Genomic DNA, 16,298 nt, shown 5'->3' with positions numbered 1-16,298 from the left:
GCGCTACCGATTTACGCTTAGATCAATGGTTCTCACCAATTGACAGATTCTAAAGGAAGATTAATTTCTCCGCACACGAAAACTTCATCTTTGTGGTAACCGCTGGACTGGCCCCAAAAGTTGGACGGTTTCGAGTAGAGACTCGGCTCAGGTTGAGCCGATCCCAGAAACCTGTCCGGGTCAGGATGGAGGCTCTGACGGGCGAAAGGTCGGTGCAATCCTGGCTCGGAACGCGCTGGGCGCGAGGTTTTCCAGCGAGGAATGCGGCCTGAAATCATTATAGTCGATCCTCCATTTTTCAATCTTCTCTGCGGCGTCGTCCAGCGACAGGAACCAGTGGGTGTTCAGGCACTCATCCCGGAAACTGCCATTGAACGATTCGATGAACGGATTGTCTGTCGGACGTCCAGGACGCGAAAAGTTCAGAGTCACCCCCTGCTGATACGCCCAGAGATCAAGTGCTTTACTGATGAATTCACTGCCATTGTCCACCTGGATCCGGGCAGGCACCCCACGGTGCCTGCTCACTTCCTGCACCACCTCGACGACCCGCTCTCCCTTGATGCTGAGGTCCACATGCACGGCCAGACACTCCCGCGTCCAGGTGTCGATCAGCGTGAGCGCCCGAAACCGTTTCCCATTGAAAAGCGCGTCCGAGACGAAATCCATGGCCCACACCTCACCCTGCTGCCCTGCCCCCGGTTGCGCTGCACGACGTGCAGCGCTGACATGCCGCCTTGGGCGCTGGATTCGCAAGTTCAGCCCGGCCAGCTGGTAGAGCCTGAAAAACCGCTTGTGGTTGATGTGCCACCCTTCCCGCGCCATCAGGACGTGAATTCTGCGATATCCGTATCGCACCCGCGTGTGGGCAATCTCAGTCATCCTTTTCTGGATCAGTTGTTCCTCTGGGCGGGCGATGCCCTGATAGCGATAGATGGTCCGCCACTCGTTCAGAACGGCGCAGGCGCGCCGTTCGCTCACCCGGTAGCCCGTCCGCAGGTGATCGACCAGGACGCGGCGCTGGGCCGGCCTCAGAGCTTTTTTTGAATCACGTCCTGCAGCATGATTTTGTCCAGGCTCAGATCGGCCACCAGCTGTTTCAGCTTGCGGTTCTCCTCTTCAAGCTGTCTGAGACGGCGTAACTCGCTGACCCCTAGGCCGCTGAATTTCTTCTTCCAGTTGAAAAACGTCGATTCTGCGATGCCCATCTTCCGGCATACCTCGGTCACGGAAACGCCTGTTTCCGCTTGTTTGAGAGCAAAAGCAATCTGTTCTTCAGTGAACCGTTTTCCACGCATTGCGGGCCTCCTGGGGGACTTCCCCGATGATGCCAGAGGCTCCATTCTCATGTGGACAGGTTCTCCGGGTTCAGGTCAAGGTCAAGGGTACAACATCAGCTTTCCCGGCTCCCCCAGGGACGGGCTGACGTGCACATTTGCGGTGTTGTCTCCGCAAGGGGGGGCGGCCGGCCGCCCCCTGGACTGCTCGGCAAACTCGTCTGGGGTCCGGTAGCCGAGTGGCGAGTGTGGTCTGCGGGCGTTGTAGAACGCCCCCAATCATCGAGCAGCACCTGGGCGTGTTTGGCGGAAGAGAAGATTTCTTGATTGAGACATTCGGGCCGCAGGCGGGCATGGAAGCTCTCCGCGGAACCGTTATCGCGGCGCCCCACGCCCTGCAATGACGTCCCGGAGCACGTCCTTGACCTCCTTGGAGGTGAGGGACGTCGCCACCTGCAGGGCCAGGGACTGCCGGGTGAATTCGTCCGTCAAGGTCAGGAGTATCAGGGTGGTCCCTTCCATGGTCTGGTCAAAGATGAAATCGTACGTCCAGACATGACCCGCGTACTCCGCCTGCATCGGAATTGTTCACCAGTGCGGATTTTTCGGGATGCTTTGGGTTCGATGGCAAGTCCCTCTTCGCGCCAGACGCGCCGAACGCGCTTTTTGTTGATGATGACCCCCCCCCTTGCGAGCAGGGCGTGGATGAAACGGTAGCCCCGGCGGGGAAACCGGCGCGCCAGATCATGGATCTGTTGTCGGAGTTCGCTGTCCTGGCGTGGTTGTGGGCGGTCATGCCAGGAAGATTTGGGCAAGCCCACCAGAACACAAGCCCAAAAGGGCTTGATGTGCGCCGCGACCAGCTGCCTGACCACGGCGCGTTTCTCGGTGGGCATTAGCGCTTTTCCCCATCCCCTCTGACATGGCATCAATCTCGAGGCGCTGCTGCAGGGCAATACGCAGGAGTCGGGCGTTTTCCTTTTCCCGAGCCGACGAAGCGGCCAAGCCCCATACAGGTGCTGTTCTGGCCAAGACGCCGCTTGGCTTCGTCGGCGTTTGTCTCACCGTATTTCTTCTTCCAGGCGGAGGACGACGCGGTGCTGCACCCGAAGTCGCGGCACAGGCACAGGTCCTCAACAGACTTTGCTGGGTCTTTCCCGCGGCAACGCACGCAGCCGGCTGATCCGGCTCACCAGGGAGGAACCGGGCGAGGACGCCGCCACCCTGGAAGCCCTGTTCGGTCCGCTGGGCGAAAGCTGGACGTCTTTCGCCAAGAACAAGTTGCGGATCCTGGGCTGGCCCGACGGGGTGGTCGAGGCGCTGCGCGGCGGCTTGGCCCTGACGCTGGCCTCGGTGATCGTCAGTGCACCGGAAGAACACCACGCCCGTTTGATCGGGCTGGCACAGCAGGGCGTCTCCCGCAGCGGGCTGCAGGCCGAAGTCCAGCGCGTGGAGCAGCAGACCAGCGAGCCCAGTGCGGCCGCCACGGTGGCCCGCAAGCTGAGTAGCTGCCGGTTTCTGGGCGGTCTGAAGCCCGACGAGCGTAAGGGGATAGACCAGTGGCTGGCCAAGATGCCTACCATCCTGAAATAGCAGTCTTACCGGTAAAACCCATAGCTTGGGGCGCTGAAACTTTCAGGGAGGCTGAACGCATCGACGTAATGGATTGTTTGCCAAGGGGAGAAATCGTGCGGCACCGCCTGCCAGGCTCTCGTCTCGGGCAAGGGCGGCTGCCGGGAAACGGTGGGACTGGACGGACTGGCGTCTTCTCCGGTCTGCAGAAAATTGAAAGCCTGACCCGCGCCATTGGCCTCTCCCAGGAAGAGATGGAGCCCTTCGGAACCGCCGTTATCCACGGTCAGGCCGAGACCCTCCGATCAAACATTGCCTGGCTCAGCTCAGTGTCATCCCAACGGCCGAGAAGGCGAGACGGCGTGGCAGGACCCGGAGAGGGCCATGATGTCTCTACCATGGAAGTCAACATGACCGACACTTCTCAACATCTCCTCGTGACCGGCGGCTGCGGCTTTATCGGCAGCAACTTCGTGCGCTATTGGCTGGCGCGGTACCCCCAGAGCAAGATCGTGGTGTACGACAAGCTCACCTACGCAGGCCGCAAGGAAAACCTCGCTGATCTGTGGGCAGACCCCCGATTAAAACTGGTGGTGGCCGATATCGGTGATATAGACGCCGTGCGCCGGGCCTGCCAAGACCACCAGATAGACCTGATCGTCAACTTTGCCGCCGAGACCCATGTGGACCAGAGCATCCTAGGGCCGCTGGTGTTCACGGACACCAACGTGCGCAGCACCCACGTCCTGCTGGAAGTGGCCCGCGAACTGGGCCTTCGTCTGCACCACATCAGCACCGACGAGGTTTACGGCCACATCCGGGACGAGCACCAGAGCGTGGAGACCGACAAACTCGCGCCGCGCAGCCCGTACGCCGCCAGCAAAGCGGCCGCCGATCAACTGGTGCAGGCGTACCACATCACCTACGGTCTGCCAGTGACCATCACGCGCGGGGCCAACAACGTGGGGCCGTACCAGTACCCCGAAAAGGCCGTGCCGCTGTTTTCCACCAACGCCATTCTGGGCGAGCCGATTCCGGTGTACAGCGACGGCCTCCAGATGAGGGATTACGCCCATGTGCATGACCACTGCACCGGCATCGAGACCGTGCTGCTGCACGGTCTGATTGGCGAGGTCTACAACGTCGGCACCGGGCACGAGATGACCAATCTGGAGATGGTCGACATTGTGCTGGACACCCTGGGCAAATCGCCCGCTCTGGTCCGGCATGTCACCGACCGCGCCGGTCATGATCGGCGCTACAGCATGAACGTGGACAAGCTCAAGGCGTTGGGCTGGCAACCCAGATATGAGCCGAGAGAGGCTGTCGCTGAAGCGGCGAAATGGTACGCCGACAACCGCACGTGGTGGGAGCCGATCCGTAGCGGCGAGTTTCGCGAGTACTACGAGCGTCAGTACGCCGAGCGGCTGGCCGGAACGCCGTCGTGACCGCGCCGCCCTCAGACCGGCGGGGCATTATTCTGGCTGGCGGCAGTGGCACGCGGCTGTACCCAGCCACGCTGGCGGTCAGCAAGCAACTGCTGCCCATCTACGACAAACCGATGATCTATTACCCACTGACCACCCTGATGCTGGGCGGCATCCGCGAAATCCTGATCATCAGCACGCCCGAGGACACCCCGCGGTTCCAGCAGCTGCTGGGCGACGGCTTGCAGTGGGGGCTGCAGCTGGACTACGCCGTGCAACCCGAACCCGGTGGACTGGCCCAGGCGTTTTTAATCGGCAAGGATTTCGTGCGGGGCCGTGACAGCGCGCTGATCCTGGGCGACAACATCTTTTACGGCAATGACCTGTCGGACCTAATGCGCTCGGCGGGCCGCAAGACCCAGGGCGCTACGGTGTTTGCCTACCAGGTGAGTGACCCCGGGCGCTACGGTGTGGTGGATTTTGATGAGACAGGGCGAGCCCTGTCGATCGAGGAAAAGCCCGCCCGGCCCAAATCCGACTTTGCCGTGACCGGGCTGTATTTCTACGACGCGCGGGTCACGGAACTGGCTCGGCGCATCCGGCCCTCGGCGCGGGGCGAACTAGAAATCACCGAGCTCAACAACATCTACTTGCAAGAGGGCCTGCTGGACGTCCGGGTGATGCGCCGGGGCCTGGCCTGGCTGGACACCGGGACGCACGAGAGCATGCTGGAGGCCAGCCTGTTTATTCGGACCATTGAACAACGCCAGGGCCTCAAGGTGGCCTCGCCCGAAGAGATTGCGTGGCGGAGCGGCTGGATCGACACTGCGCAGTTGCTGGAGCTGGGTCACAGGCTTGCCAGGAACCCGTATGGTCAGTACCTCATCTATCTCGCCCAGGACACACGGAGCCGCGCATGACCTCTTCACCCAACCGCCCCGAGCTGCCGATTCCGCTGGCCGCGCCTGCTCTGGAAGCGCTGACCTTCGAAACCTATCCTGCCCCGCCGCAGATCGGTGGGGTGTGGATTCACGCCCTCCAGAAGAACCGCAGCGAGAACGGCGCGTTCATGGAATACCTGCGCCTGGACGGTTCCGGCGTGCAGAACCTGCCCGGCACCCTGACCCCGCGCCAGATCAGCGTGTCGTGGGCCGCTGCCGGACGGATCAACGCCTTTCATATCCACGTCAAACAGGAACAGAATGAACTCTGGTGTGTGTTGACCGGCCAACTGCTGGTCTGGCTGGTGGACTGCCGGGCGGACAGTCCTACCCAGAGGGTCCAACGCAAACTGGTCCTCAGCGGCGAGCAGCCCATGCTGGTCCACATCCCCAGCGGGGTGGCCCACGGCTATCAGGCGGGACCAGAAGGGGCCACCCTGCTGTACAGCATGGACGCCCAGTTTGATCTGGCCGATCCCAACGAGGGCCGCCTGCCCTGGAACCACTTCGGCGCTGAACTGTGGGCTGAGAACCGGGGATGAAAGTGCTGCTGACCGGGGGCGGGGGACGGCTGGGCACCGAGCTGCGCGCCCTGCTGCCGGATCTGGGAATAGACGTCGTTGCCCCCACCTCGGCGGAACTGGACGTCACCGACGTCGCGCAGGTCATGGCCGTGGTCTGCCGCGCACGCCCTGAGGTGATCGTCCACGCGGCGGCCTACACCGACGTGGGCGGCGCAGAGCGCAACCGGGAGCGCTGCTGGGCGGTCAACGTGGCGGGCACCCGTCACATGGCGCAGGCGGCCAATGTGGTGTGCGCGAAGCTGGTTCAGATCAGCACCGACTATGTGTTCAGTGGTGAAACCGGGAACTACCGCGAAGACGACACGCCCGGCCCCGTGGTCAATTTCTACGCCCTGAGCAAATTGGTGGCTGAGGAAGCCGCCCGCGCCGCCGAGAGGCACCTGATCCTCCGCACCAGCTTTCGCCCACGCGAGTTCCAGTATCCGGTGGCCTATAGCGACATGTTTACCGGACAGGATTACGTGGACGTCATCGCGCCGCAGATTGCTCTGGCGGTGGCGCATGCCGCAGAAATCGAGGATGAAGTGCTGCATGTCGTCACTGAGCGCAAGAGCGTCTACGAACTGGCGCGGCGGCGCCGGCCTGACGTGCAGGAAGGCACGCGCACTGAGGCAGGGGTCTCCCTGCCGGGAGACGTGAGCCTGAACACTGAGTGCTGGGAGCGCCTGCGCCGCCAGATGCCCGCCGCACCCGTGCGGACCTGACCGGTGTCAACATTCGAACGTACTCCGCAGCCCAATCGACCACCGCCCCCAGCACGGCGCCGCACCGGAGACGTTGCCCATCCCTCTGAACGCTCCCCCACCATGCGGCCAATCGCTCAAGCCGCTCCCACTGGGTCCCGAGCCGTTCAGACCTCGCTGCCGGACCTGTCGCTACCTTTGAGTCATGGGGCACGCTACCTTTGAGTCGAAACGCTGTATTTGTCGGCGCAGACGGTCTGCACTGGGCCACGCTACCTTTGAGTCAAACAGGGAAAAACTGGGCCATTCAGGCACGCTACCTTTGAGTCACAGGGGCTGACCAGCTATCGCTACCTTTGAGTTTTTAGCCCTGGAATGCCACGCTACCTTTGAGTCACGGGGCAGCAAAAAGACCGACCAGGCGCGGTCCCTGGTTTTTCCTTGATGATGCAATCAATCTTTTATAGATCTTTTAAAATCACTATAATCATCAGATCATGCATCAGGGCAACGAACCGTTGATCAACGAACTCACCCTGGCGCGTTCCGGGGTCTTCAGCATCCTCAACCGTGAAAGCGGAGACGATCAGAGCTGGGAAACCACCTTCAGCATCGGCGACCGGGATTTTTATGTCCAGGGCGTGGCCGCCCGTGGACGGCCGCACGGCGTTGACCCAGATGTCCTGCTCGCCCTGCAGACGCTGTTCTTTGACGCGGGGTGTCCCGATGACGACACGGTGGAGTGTACGGCGTACGCCCTCCTCAAACTCACCCCCATGGGCACCCGTGGGAACGCCTACAGCAGGCTGCGGGACAGCCTCCTGCGGTTGGAGGGCGTCAGTTGGTTGACGCGCGTTTCACGGCAGTCCGGGGGGAAATTCCGGGGCACCACCGAAACCAACCGCTTGATCGACCGTATTTCAGTTCGGGACACCAGCCTGAGTGCCAGTGGGGAAGGCGGCACCATCGAGGCGGGCGCGCCGCTCCGGGTCACGTTTTCCCGCCATTTTGCGCAGTCGATTCGTGAGGGGTTCTACCAGATTCTTGACGCCGAGTTGCTGGGGGACCTCAAGCAACCGACCGCGCGGAGTCTCTACCGGGTGTTGCAGGCCCACCGGGTGGGTGACGACGGCTCACTGGCCCGCGAACTGCCGGTGATCATGGCAGCCTGGCGGGAGGCCACGGGCCTGAGTGGTCAACGGTCCAACAACGTCAAACGGACCCTGGACGGCGCCCACGCCCATCTGATCGCGGCGAAGTACCTGCGCGACGTCAACTACAAGGGTTCCGGTGAAGACACCCGCATCACCTACGAGTTTGCAGGTGAGGTGGATCCTGAACTGGTCAAGCTGCTGACGGACATGAAGGTGACGCGTCCAGTGGCCGAGGCCCTGGTGGCCGAACACCCGGACCGCATCCGTGAGGTGGTCAAAGCGGTGGGCATGCGGCTGGCCGAGGGCTTTAAGCCGCGTTCGCTGGGGGCGACACTGGTGGACGCCGTTCGGAATCCAGACAAGTACGTTGCCTCACCGCCGACGTCCCCGCCGGGTCCCGGTCCCTCACACGCCAAGATCAGGAGAACACCCGAACCGCAACCCGTGTTGTTGCCGCTGTCACCGGCCGAATCACTGGGCATGGTCGCCAACATTCTCAAGGTGAAACTGGGCCGCGCACCCCAGCCCACCGTCCTGGCCAAGCTTGCCGCGTTGCCGGCCGAGGCCGTCGAGCGCCTGGCCGCGGCCGCGACGGGCAAGGAAGACCTGATCAAAGCGGTCCACGACGCCACAGGTGAAGCCCCGTAGGGTCGCCCGAACGAGGGGGGGGGCGGGGGCAGCGTCTCCGCCAGTGCTGCCTGTGGGTGCACCGGGGCGTCACCGAGCTTCCGCCGTCCAATTCGAGTTCAGGATGTTCCGGGCCGCGTTGTGATCAGCGTCTTCGGTGTGACCGCACTTCGGGCAGACAAAAACGTTCAACCTGCGCACCCCGATCTCCTCGCAGCGGCTGCGCCGCTGGCTGGTCAGGGCCGCGGGAATCCGCGACAGGGGAATCCTGGCCACCCGCAGCAGTTCGCTCAACCACGCGTGGTGGTGATCGTACGTGGCGCGTTTGCGGCTCAGCGAGACGAAGGTTCCGTTGCGCCACTTGCGGTCAAGACGCTCGGCGTGAATGGCACAGGCATGGTCCAGCAGGTCATGGTCATCTCACCGCCAGCGACCGATGGCCGCCAGAACAGCGTCCGCACCGCACCCGGGTTCAGGCTTGTGAACAGGTCACGGACGAGTTCATCACTAATACAGGTCATGTCCCGGGTGCGTCGACAGCTCCAAATCCGTTTCCAACGCAGGAATCCGCACCACACCTGCAGGCTGAACTCACGGTCCGCGATCAGCACGCTCCACGGCTTCGCGGGCCGCACTTTGACGCAGGTGCACCGCACCCGGCGGGCTGGGGTCTGGCATACAGGCTTGGGCTGGAGCGCTGGCTGACACACGCTGCCAGCCGACCCGTCAATGTTCTGCCCCCCGGGACCGAGGACGCGGCCTTGTGGGGAACGGCCACCTTAAACGGCAAGGGGGACAGGATCCGGAAATTCCTGCGGTCCAGATCCTCGCTGAGCGCACCCGGGCCGGGTGGGGGAGAGCAATTGGTCAGGTCGGCCCGGTTTTGATGTGCCGTCTATATTTGCAAAGCGGATGACGGGGGTCACCGAATACAGACTCAGCGCGGCACGACTGGACCCGGCGCGCGCCGGGTCCACCCTTAAGAGTCGCAATGTTTGTTACTCAGTCGTAGAGGGGCACACGCCCCGGTAGACGCAGTGGCCGCATACCGCAGGGGAGGGCGTTGGGGCCAGATCAAGGGCAACCATGCGGTGGACCAAGGCCTGCACCTGCTGCATGCCCGCCTGCAGCTCATCAGCGCCAAACCAGTGCACCTGACCATGCCTGAGGTATACCAACCCAGCCTGACGCGAATGGAACTGAGCGGCGTACACGGCCAACTGCAGCAGATGCTGCTCCGGCTGGACGTTTTGATCGGTCTTATAGTCGATCACCGTGCCCGCCGCCGGGTCAACGGCGTCGACAATGCCGTCGAGCGTGACCCGGCCCAGCGGCAGCGCGAACGGCACCTCACGGGCCCAGGTGCCCTCACGAAGTTGACGGATGGCTGGGGCGTCCAACTGCCGCAACAAGTCCTGTACGTCCAGCCGGTCGGCGGCCGTGAGCTTGCCGAAGCGCGCCGGTAAAGTGTCGGCGCTGTATCCCGCTTCGAGTGCGCGGTGCACGGCGCTGCCCACCGTCCGTCCGCCCGTCTGCCCGCGCGGCGTGGCCGGGTGGTCATTCCATGCGAGCGGCAAGTACCCCTCCAGACGGTGAAAGCGGAACGCCAGCGGGCAGCGGGCATACTCCGCAAGCGCCGTGACCGGCAGACGGCCGGGCAGTGCGGCGCCCGGTCCTGGGCGGACGGGCAGCACCAGTCGGCCGCCTTGCCCGGAGAGCGGCAGCGGTGTTCCTGGTGGGACAAGCTGTGCCGCATACTCCTGCGGGCATGTGTTCGGGAAAGCGTCCAACACATTCTGCAGGCCCCGCGCAGCGTCCTTGCCCGTCCGGGGCGCAAGCACCACAATCACGCGCTCTTCCGCGCGGGTCAGCGCCACGTAGATGGTGCGTTCGTGCTCGCTCTGCTCCCGTTCCCGGGCGCCGAGCAGGGCCGCCGTCCAGCGGGGCGTGGCCCCCTGCGGAGGCCGCAGCAGCAGGCCGAACTGCGGGTCAAACCGCACGGGGACGTCTGGCATGGCCGTGGGCAGCAGCCCGGTCACCACGACGACCGGAAACTCCCGTCCTTTGGCGGCATGAACGGTCATGACCTGCACCGCGTCCGCCACAGGACTGGCAGCTTCCCCGGCGGCCGCCGCCATGTCGGTCAGGTTGCAAAGGTACTCTGCCACCTGCCGCAGATCGCGCCGTCCCGCCTGCGCCCATTCGCGCAGCAGCCCGGAGAAGCGCCGGAGATTTGCCGTTCGGCGCGCTCCATCCGGCTGAGCGGCGTGCTGGGCGCTCATGCCAGTCGCCCGGTCGGCCAGCCACAAGACGCGCGCCGCGCCGTGCAGCCCCGCCGCTCGCCGCCAGTACCGCAGCCTCCGCACGGCCCGGCGGTGGGCCGCGTCGGCGCTGCCGCACAACGCGTGCCACAAGCTCTGACCTGGCTGCCTGAGGGCGGCGAGACCGAGCAGGGCAGCGTCTGTCCACTGCCCGCACGGACCGCGCAGCGTGGCTGCCAGGGCCACATCGTCGGTCGGGTCCGCCACAGCGCACAGCAGCATCATCGCGTCCACCACCTCCGGACGCTGATACAGGCCCCGGCCACCGTGCACGGCATACGGCACCCCGGCCTCGTGCAGCGCCCGCTCAAGGTCGTCCAGGTGGGTTCGCGCGCGCAGCAACACCGCCATATCTGCATAGCGTGCGGGCCGCACGCCGCCCAGCACGCGGTCGTGAACGGGCCGCCCCAGCTGCGCCTGCAACTGCGCGGCGATCACCCGCGCGGCCGCCGTCTCCCGCGCCTGACGCTCCTCGCCCCGCACCACGTGTACCTCGACGGGCGCTTCCACCGCCGCGTCGGTCCGGCCGGCCCGCAGCGGCCGACTGGCAGTGGCGCTTGGGCGGCGGGGTCCCGGGCCGGGCATCAGGTGGGCGCTCGCCGTGTTGATCGCGGCCACCACGGCGGGGGCGCTCCGGAACGACTCGGCCATGTCCAGCACCAGACCGCCCCGGGCACGGACCGCCGCCACCGCGTCGCCGAACACCGCGAAATCAGCTCCCCGAAAGGCGTAGATCGACTGCTGGACGTCTCCGACGACCGTCAACGTCGCGCCCCCGGCCACCAACGGCTGCAAGATGTCCGCCCACTGCGCGCGGCTGGTGTCCTGCGCCTCGTCAAGCAGCAGGTGCGCGCAGCGCGCCCATTCGTAGGCCCGAACCTCCTGGTGCTGCAGCGCCCGCGCCGCCCAGGTTTCCAGATCCGCGAACGACGCCACACCCTGCGCCGTGCGGAGCATTTCGAACTCCGCTTGCACATGGCGGTAGATGGGGTGCAGGGCGCGGCTGAGATCACCGTCTGGAGCAGTGTCTAGGGCGCGTTTCAGAGCGTCATGGGCGCGTGCCGGGTCCTGGAACAAGGCGTCAAGTCCGGGCCCCCGGAGCGGTCCGGGTACGGCCGCCACCACGTCTGGCGGCAGCGACGCGAGCACGGTGGACAGGTGGGTGCGCCGCCACAGCTGCTCATCATTGGCGTCCAGGATCTCGAACGCCATTCCCGCCCCACTTTCGGCCGGGTGGGCACGCGCAATCTGGCCGCAGAGGCCGTGGATGGTGCCGATGCGAAGACCGGCGAGGGCGGCGTGCCGGGAGCGCCAGACTTCCGGTTCCGCGGCGGCGCACTCCTCTACCCGGCGGCGCACGCGCCCGCGCAGTTCCGCGGCCGCCTGATCTGTGAAGGTGACGGCGATGATCTGTCCTGGGGGCACGCCACGTTCCAGGGAGGAGATGATCCGTTCGGTCAGGACCCGGGTCTTGCCGCTGCCGGCCCCCGCGTTAACTGCCACGCTGAGCGGCGTGGTGATGGCGGCCACCTGCACGGCCGTGAACACCGGCCCGCTCACGCGCTCACCGCCAGTTGTCCCACACGGCACACGGCGCGCACCGGGCAAGACCCGCACACGCGCGGCTGGACGGGGGACGGCCGCACGTCGCCGGACGCAATGGCCTCGACGACGGCGGCGAGTTGCTCCTGGGCTTCGGCTAGGACCTTTTTCTGCGGGCCCACGATATTCAGGGTGTGAAGGGTGTCGCCGTTCACCACGGACACGCTCTGGCCCGCTGAGGCCCGCGCCGCCTGCACGCTGAGCGCGAGCACGTGGCCCGGGGTGAGCCGGGCCCCCGGCACGGTCTCGCCCCGCAGCAGCACGGTGGGGACTTGACGACGCCCATGAAGCTCCACGAGGTCGACGCGGGCGCGCACCGTGAGCATCCGCCCCCCGACCGCCCAGCGTGCTGGCAGGCTGCGTGCGTTCCCGAACTGCCTGCCCTGGGCGCTCAGCCGCTCGTACACCATGCGGACGCCCCCGAGCAGTTCCAGGCGGCGCGCGGCCCACAGCCGGCCCGGACGCCAGTGCCGCGTGCGGGCCAGCGTGTGGGCCCGCCGCTCCAGTGCGCTGTCAGCCGCGCCCATGGCCTGGGCCTGTCCGTCACCTGTGCACAGCGCCGCACCCACCGCCGTGCGCTGCAAGTCGGCCCACACCCGCTCTGGGTCTGTCAGGCCCAGCAGAGACTCCGCGTACCACCGGTAGCGGCAGATGGACGCGAGCTGCAGTTCCTGCAGCGTCCACGTGCGGGTGGCCACATCAAATCCGCCGGGCAGCATTCCGCTGTGCAGCGTCAGGACCCGCCTTGAGCGCGCGGCGTCCAGGGCCGCGCCCACCTGTCCCCGGAGCCCTGGGCACTCCACTTCCCGCTCCAGCGCTGACCCCAGGCGGCAGCGGTCCAGGGGCGTCCCCCGGGCCAACTGCTCCCAGAACGGGCTGGGCAGGAGCGGCGCGCCGGCGACGTCCCGGCGTGGCCTGGTGACAATCAGCTCGTCTCTGGCTGCGGCGACACACCCCCGAAACAACGCGTGCTCCACGCCCGCAAGGGCGGTGACGTCGGGCACAATCACCTCCTGGGCGGCCCACCTCGCCCGCGTCGTCGCGTCGACGAGTGGGTGGTCCGAGCGGCGTGCGGGAAAAATCCCGCTCGACAGGCCCAGTACCGCGACAACGCGAAACTGCCGTCCAAGCGCTCCCAGCGGATTGAGCACCCGCACCCCAGAGGGCGTGAGCAGCGCCGGAAGGGTCACGGCGCGCAGCGCCGCCGCGACGCTTCCCAGCGCCGCGCCCTGCTCGCAGGGTGCGGCACCTTGCGGCAAATGCCGCAGCAGGGTGGCCACCAGCCGGTTGAGTTCCGGATCCACCCGGCAACGTATGGGCACGCCGCCCCAGGTCAGGAGCCGGCGCACCACACCTGCGGCCTGAGCCCGCGTGGTGGGGTCGGGCACGGCCAGCCACAGCAGGTCATCATCCCACGCGCTCAGGCCCGCAGGACGGCGTGTCCGCAACTGCCGGGCGCGCTCCAGGCCCGGCGGCCACTCCAGCAGCGGATCAGTGAGGAGGGCCCGCACCGCGGCGTACGACCACCCCGACGTGTGGGCCGTCAACCACGCCTGCACGAGTCGCCCCAGCCCCGTATCCAGCAGGGAACGCTGCAGACCACTCAGAAGCGGGATCCGGTACTCGGCCGCAACGTCGGCCAGCGTCTCCACGTACCGCGCCTCGGTCCGAACAATCACGGCGATCTCTTCCGGCGGCACCCCCTCCTCGAGTCTGTCCCGGACGACCTGCAAAACGCCGCGCACCTCCGCGGTGAGATCGGCGTACTCCGCGCGGCGCAGGCCCACTACCGCAACCTCCCCCTGGCCTGCAGCCATGACCCGGTCACCCACGGTAGACGGCGCACCATTGACCTGAACCGGAGCCCAGCCCGCCGAAACCAGGGCGGCGGCGGTGTCCAGGGTGCGTGACGCTGCGCCAGGACCGGCCGGGAGGGTCATGGCCGACCCCGGGAGGAGCACGCGGCTGATCAATGCCTGCTGCGCCGCGTCCAGGTACGCGAAGCCGTGCGCGACGGCGTGGACGCCCGGCAAATCGGACAATGATGCGGCGAGATGTTCCGCGCCCGCCGCGTCGTACCGCCTGTCCGCCTGGCATTTGGAGTGGTAGGCCCCGTAGAGACGCGCCACGTCCCGCTCACGTGGGGAGCCCGCCACCGCCTGCAGTGCGGCCGGGGTCACGTTCGCCCGCTGAAATTCTCCGATGAGCCCTGCCACGACACTGAGCGTTCCGGGACGCCGCCGGAGACCGTCGAGATATTCCAGCTGCAGTTCGTCGAGCAGCGCCTGCATCATTCGGTCGCGCTCGCCAGGCCGCAGAAGGCTCCAGCCGTCCCGGCGCAGCGCGCTCCGGGCCAGCTGGGTGAGGGTGAGGATGCGTGGGCGGAGGGCCAGGTACCGGGCCACACTGGTGCCGGCCTGCACGTTAGGCACGATCAGGGTCATGTCTGGCGTGAGTCGGGCGGCCAGCGCGGTGAGGAGTGGACCAGGGAGCGGACCAAGGAGCAGCGTCTTGTGTGTCGTCACGACATACCTCCTGTGCAATGTGGATTTAGGACGGACTTGGCGCACGGGTGTCCGACTTCGTCTTGCATGCAATACTAGCGTTATCGCTAGTACTTATCAAGCGATAACGCTAGTGTTCGTTCCAAATCTGCTGCAGTGTCGTAGCGTGAGCCTGTGGCCATCCGGTTGACCCTCAAAACATTTCTCGAAGTGAACGAGCTGAAAGTCCTGCAGGTTGAGGTGACGGCCCGGGAAAAGCTCGGTCTTCCGCTGGGCCAGAACACCCTGTACCGCATGATGGCCAAGGAACGCATCGAAAAAATAGATCTCGTGGCCGTGAATTCACTGTTGGAAAGCCTGTCTGACCTGACGGGCCGCAGCGTTCAACTGAACGAGATTTTCGCGTTCGAGCGCGGCGTTCCGCAGTAGCCCATGGTCTTGCCATGATTTCGTGTCTCTTGCACACTTTTGGCACCCGGACCCGCGACGCCCTGGCGGCGGCTAAGGCACGCGGCGCCAAAAGTGTGCAGTCCGCACCCCATGCCTGGAACGTGCCGGGAAGTCGGCCACCACCACCGCCCGCAAAGCACGCCTGGCCTACGTGTCCCTGAATGGCTCCATCTGATTGATGCGGCAGACTGGCCTGTCCCTGCGCGAAATCGCCGCCCGGTTCAATGCTGAGAACCACCGGTCCCGGAATGGGCAGGCCTGGAACCACACCCAGGTCGCCCGCGTGCTGAAGTACTTCGCAGTGGAGGACCTGCCGTTTCCCAGTCTCTACTGGCCTAACCCTTAGGCAACGTCGACTCAGGGGGAGAAGTCGTACCGACGGCTTGATGCACTTCGGCGGCTCGCCGCAGTCCTCCTTCGAAATCGCGCTGACGTCGCACATTGCTCCACACCCAATGCGCCAGGCTGGGTCTGCGTGTCTGGTGGATGGCCCAGTAAAGACCGTCCAACTCCTGAACCATGTGGGGACCGCTGGCAGCCAGCACCCCGAGCATTTCTGTGATCCGTCCGTCCGAAAAATCGCGGTGGTGGGAGCGTAGGCGGAACCGCGCAGGTCGGATGAGGATGTCCCCGTCATCATCCAGTGCCAGCTCATCGGTATGAACTCTGGCGTCATACCAGATCTTGAATGTCTCGCCGGCGGCCTGCGGCGCCGCCTCACTTGCTTTTGGAGTGGGCTTAATATTCACCACTGCCTTAGCTTTGGAGGCAAACGCTGCTGGATGAACACGCCGGGTGAAGAACGCTCCGTCGTCCGGGGCATAGCGCCATCGAACCGGGTAACTTGCTCGATTAGCCCGGTCTGCAGGATCAGGGTACTGCACAGCTCATCATCAAACGGATCGCCGTGAAACACCTGCCCGTCCGGCACGATCAGAGTATTTGGGCCTTTCGAGTGCAGCACGGCGTCCATTCGATAGGTGCCGCAGCGCGTCCTGAGCTCTACCTGCGGCAAGAGCGGGGCGCCGTAGAGGTGTCAGACGGCTCCTCTGGCAACAACGGATGGTCACCCGGTGCCAGATGGTTCTCAACGCTGTAGCGCAGCGCGCGCTCGATTTCACTCTCCGTCCGTCGCACAAGCTTGCCTCTCTGGTCC

The 16,298-nt window shown here is 65.3% G+C and carries 16 protein-coding genes; 8 read left to right on the top strand and 8 right to left on the bottom strand.

Annotated features, from left to right (window positions below):
- Positions 1-180: 180 nt before the first annotated feature.
- The 3 genes from IEY31_RS14985 to IEY31_RS19100 form a co-directional block, all read right to left on the bottom strand.
- Positions 181-1,298 (bottom strand): IS3 family transposase gene (locus tag IEY31_RS14985; protein ID WP_188973406.1). Its coding sequence is split into 2 segments (ribosomal slippage): positions 181-1,046 and positions 1,046-1,298, totalling 1,119 coding nucleotides; the frame shifts between segments, so codons are not numbered across the junction.
- 95 nt (positions 1,299-1,393) lie between these two features.
- Entirely contained in the window at positions 1,394-1,669 is a 276-nt protein-coding gene (locus IEY31_RS19105; RefSeq protein WP_188973404.1) for an integrase core domain-containing protein, read from the bottom strand.
- A gap of 111 nt (positions 1,670-1,780) precedes the next feature.
- Positions 1,781-2,173 (bottom strand): IS3 family transposase, encoded by a 393-nt coding sequence (locus IEY31_RS19100; protein ID WP_188973402.1) that lies wholly within the window; start codon positions 2,171-2,173, stop codon positions 1,781-1,783.
- 247 nt (positions 2,174-2,420) lie between these two features.
- Here IEY31_RS19100 and IEY31_RS14970 point away from each other — a divergent pair, with 247 nt between their 5' ends.
- The 6 genes from IEY31_RS14970 to IEY31_RS14945 all read left to right on the top strand — a co-directional run bounded on the left by IEY31_RS14970 (position 2,421) and on the right by IEY31_RS14945 (position 8,286).
- Positions 2,421-2,870 (top strand): hypothetical protein, encoded by a 450-nt coding sequence (locus tag IEY31_RS14970; protein ID WP_188973400.1) that lies wholly within the window; start codon positions 2,421-2,423, stop codon positions 2,868-2,870.
- 389 nt (positions 2,871-3,259) lie between these two features.
- The gene (gene rfbB, locus IEY31_RS14965; protein WP_188973398.1) at positions 3,260-4,297 is read left to right on the top strand and encodes a dTDP-glucose 4,6-dehydratase; all 1,038 of its coding nucleotides are present in this window, start codon (positions 3,260-3,262) and stop codon (positions 4,295-4,297) included.
- Positions 4,294-5,196: a glucose-1-phosphate thymidylyltransferase RfbA gene (gene rfbA, locus IEY31_RS14960; protein ID WP_188973396.1), complete on the top strand. Its 903-nt coding sequence runs from the start codon at positions 4,294-4,296 to the stop codon at positions 5,194-5,196. The genes rfbB and rfbA overlap by 4 nt, the downstream gene beginning before the upstream one ends.
- Positions 5,193-5,759, top strand: coding sequence for a dTDP-4-dehydrorhamnose 3,5-epimerase family protein (locus tag IEY31_RS14955; RefSeq protein ID WP_188973394.1), 567 nt, complete (start codon positions 5,193-5,195; stop codon positions 5,757-5,759). Before rfbA ends, IEY31_RS14955 begins: the two co-directional genes overlap by 4 nt.
- Positions 5,756-6,505 (top strand): SDR family oxidoreductase, encoded by a 750-nt coding sequence (locus IEY31_RS14950; protein ID WP_188973392.1) that lies wholly within the window; start codon positions 5,756-5,758, stop codon positions 6,503-6,505. The genes IEY31_RS14955 and IEY31_RS14950 overlap by 4 nt, the downstream gene beginning before the upstream one ends.
- Positions 6,506-6,981: 476 nt before the next feature.
- The gene (locus IEY31_RS14945) at positions 6,982-8,286 is read left to right on the top strand and encodes a replication initiator protein A (protein ID WP_188973390.1); all 1,305 of its coding nucleotides are present in this window, start codon (positions 6,982-6,984) and stop codon (positions 8,284-8,286) included.
- Positions 8,287-8,355: 69 nt separating this feature from the next.
- On the opposite strand, the gene IEY31_RS14940 is transcribed toward IEY31_RS14945, so the two are convergent.
- The 3 genes from IEY31_RS14940 to IEY31_RS14930 form a co-directional block, all read right to left on the bottom strand.
- The gene (locus IEY31_RS14940; RefSeq protein WP_188973388.1) at positions 8,356-8,559 is read right to left on the bottom strand and encodes a zinc ribbon domain-containing protein; all 204 of its coding nucleotides are present in this window, start codon (positions 8,557-8,559) and stop codon (positions 8,356-8,358) included.
- A gap of 704 nt (positions 8,560-9,263) precedes the next feature.
- Positions 9,264-12,146, bottom strand: coding sequence for a UvrD-helicase domain-containing protein (locus IEY31_RS14935; protein ID WP_188973386.1), 2,883 nt, complete (start codon positions 12,144-12,146; stop codon positions 9,264-9,266).
- On the bottom strand, positions 12,143-14,713 hold the full coding sequence (locus IEY31_RS14930; protein ID WP_188973384.1) for a PD-(D/E)XK nuclease family protein: 2,571 nt from the start codon (positions 14,711-14,713) through the stop codon (positions 12,143-12,145). Before IEY31_RS14930 ends, IEY31_RS14935 begins: the two co-directional genes overlap by 4 nt.
- Before the next feature lie 153 nt (positions 14,714-14,866).
- Between IEY31_RS14930 and IEY31_RS14925 the strand changes: the two genes are divergently transcribed.
- Positions 14,867-15,121, top strand: coding sequence for a hypothetical protein (locus IEY31_RS14925; RefSeq protein WP_229723665.1), 255 nt, complete (start codon positions 14,867-14,869; stop codon positions 15,119-15,121).
- A 199-nt stretch (positions 15,122-15,320) separates the two neighbouring features.
- Positions 15,321-15,488 (top strand): recombinase family protein, encoded by a 168-nt coding sequence (locus tag IEY31_RS19095; protein WP_188973380.1) that lies wholly within the window; start codon positions 15,321-15,323, stop codon positions 15,486-15,488.
- Here the strand turns inward: IEY31_RS19095 and IEY31_RS14915 are convergent.
- Together IEY31_RS14915 and IEY31_RS14910 are read right to left on the bottom strand one after the other, a co-directional pair.
- Complete coding sequence (locus tag IEY31_RS14915) at positions 15,478-15,894, bottom strand: hypothetical protein (RefSeq protein WP_229723663.1); 417 nt, start codon at positions 15,892-15,894, stop codon at positions 15,478-15,480. The genes IEY31_RS19095 and IEY31_RS14915 overlap by 11 nt on opposite strands.
- Positions 15,888-16,115 (bottom strand): hypothetical protein, encoded by a 228-nt coding sequence (locus tag IEY31_RS14910; protein ID WP_188973376.1) that lies wholly within the window; start codon positions 16,113-16,115, stop codon positions 15,888-15,890. Before IEY31_RS14910 ends, IEY31_RS14915 begins: the two co-directional genes overlap by 7 nt.
- Positions 16,116-16,298 lie beyond the last annotated feature (183 nt).

Source organism: Deinococcus aerolatus, from assembly GCF_014647055.1.
In the GTDB taxonomy this organism is placed as follows: Bacteria; Deinococcota; Deinococci; order Deinococcales; family Deinococcaceae; genus Deinococcus; species Deinococcus aerolatus.
This window is presented reverse-complemented; position numbering and strand designations above follow the sequence as displayed.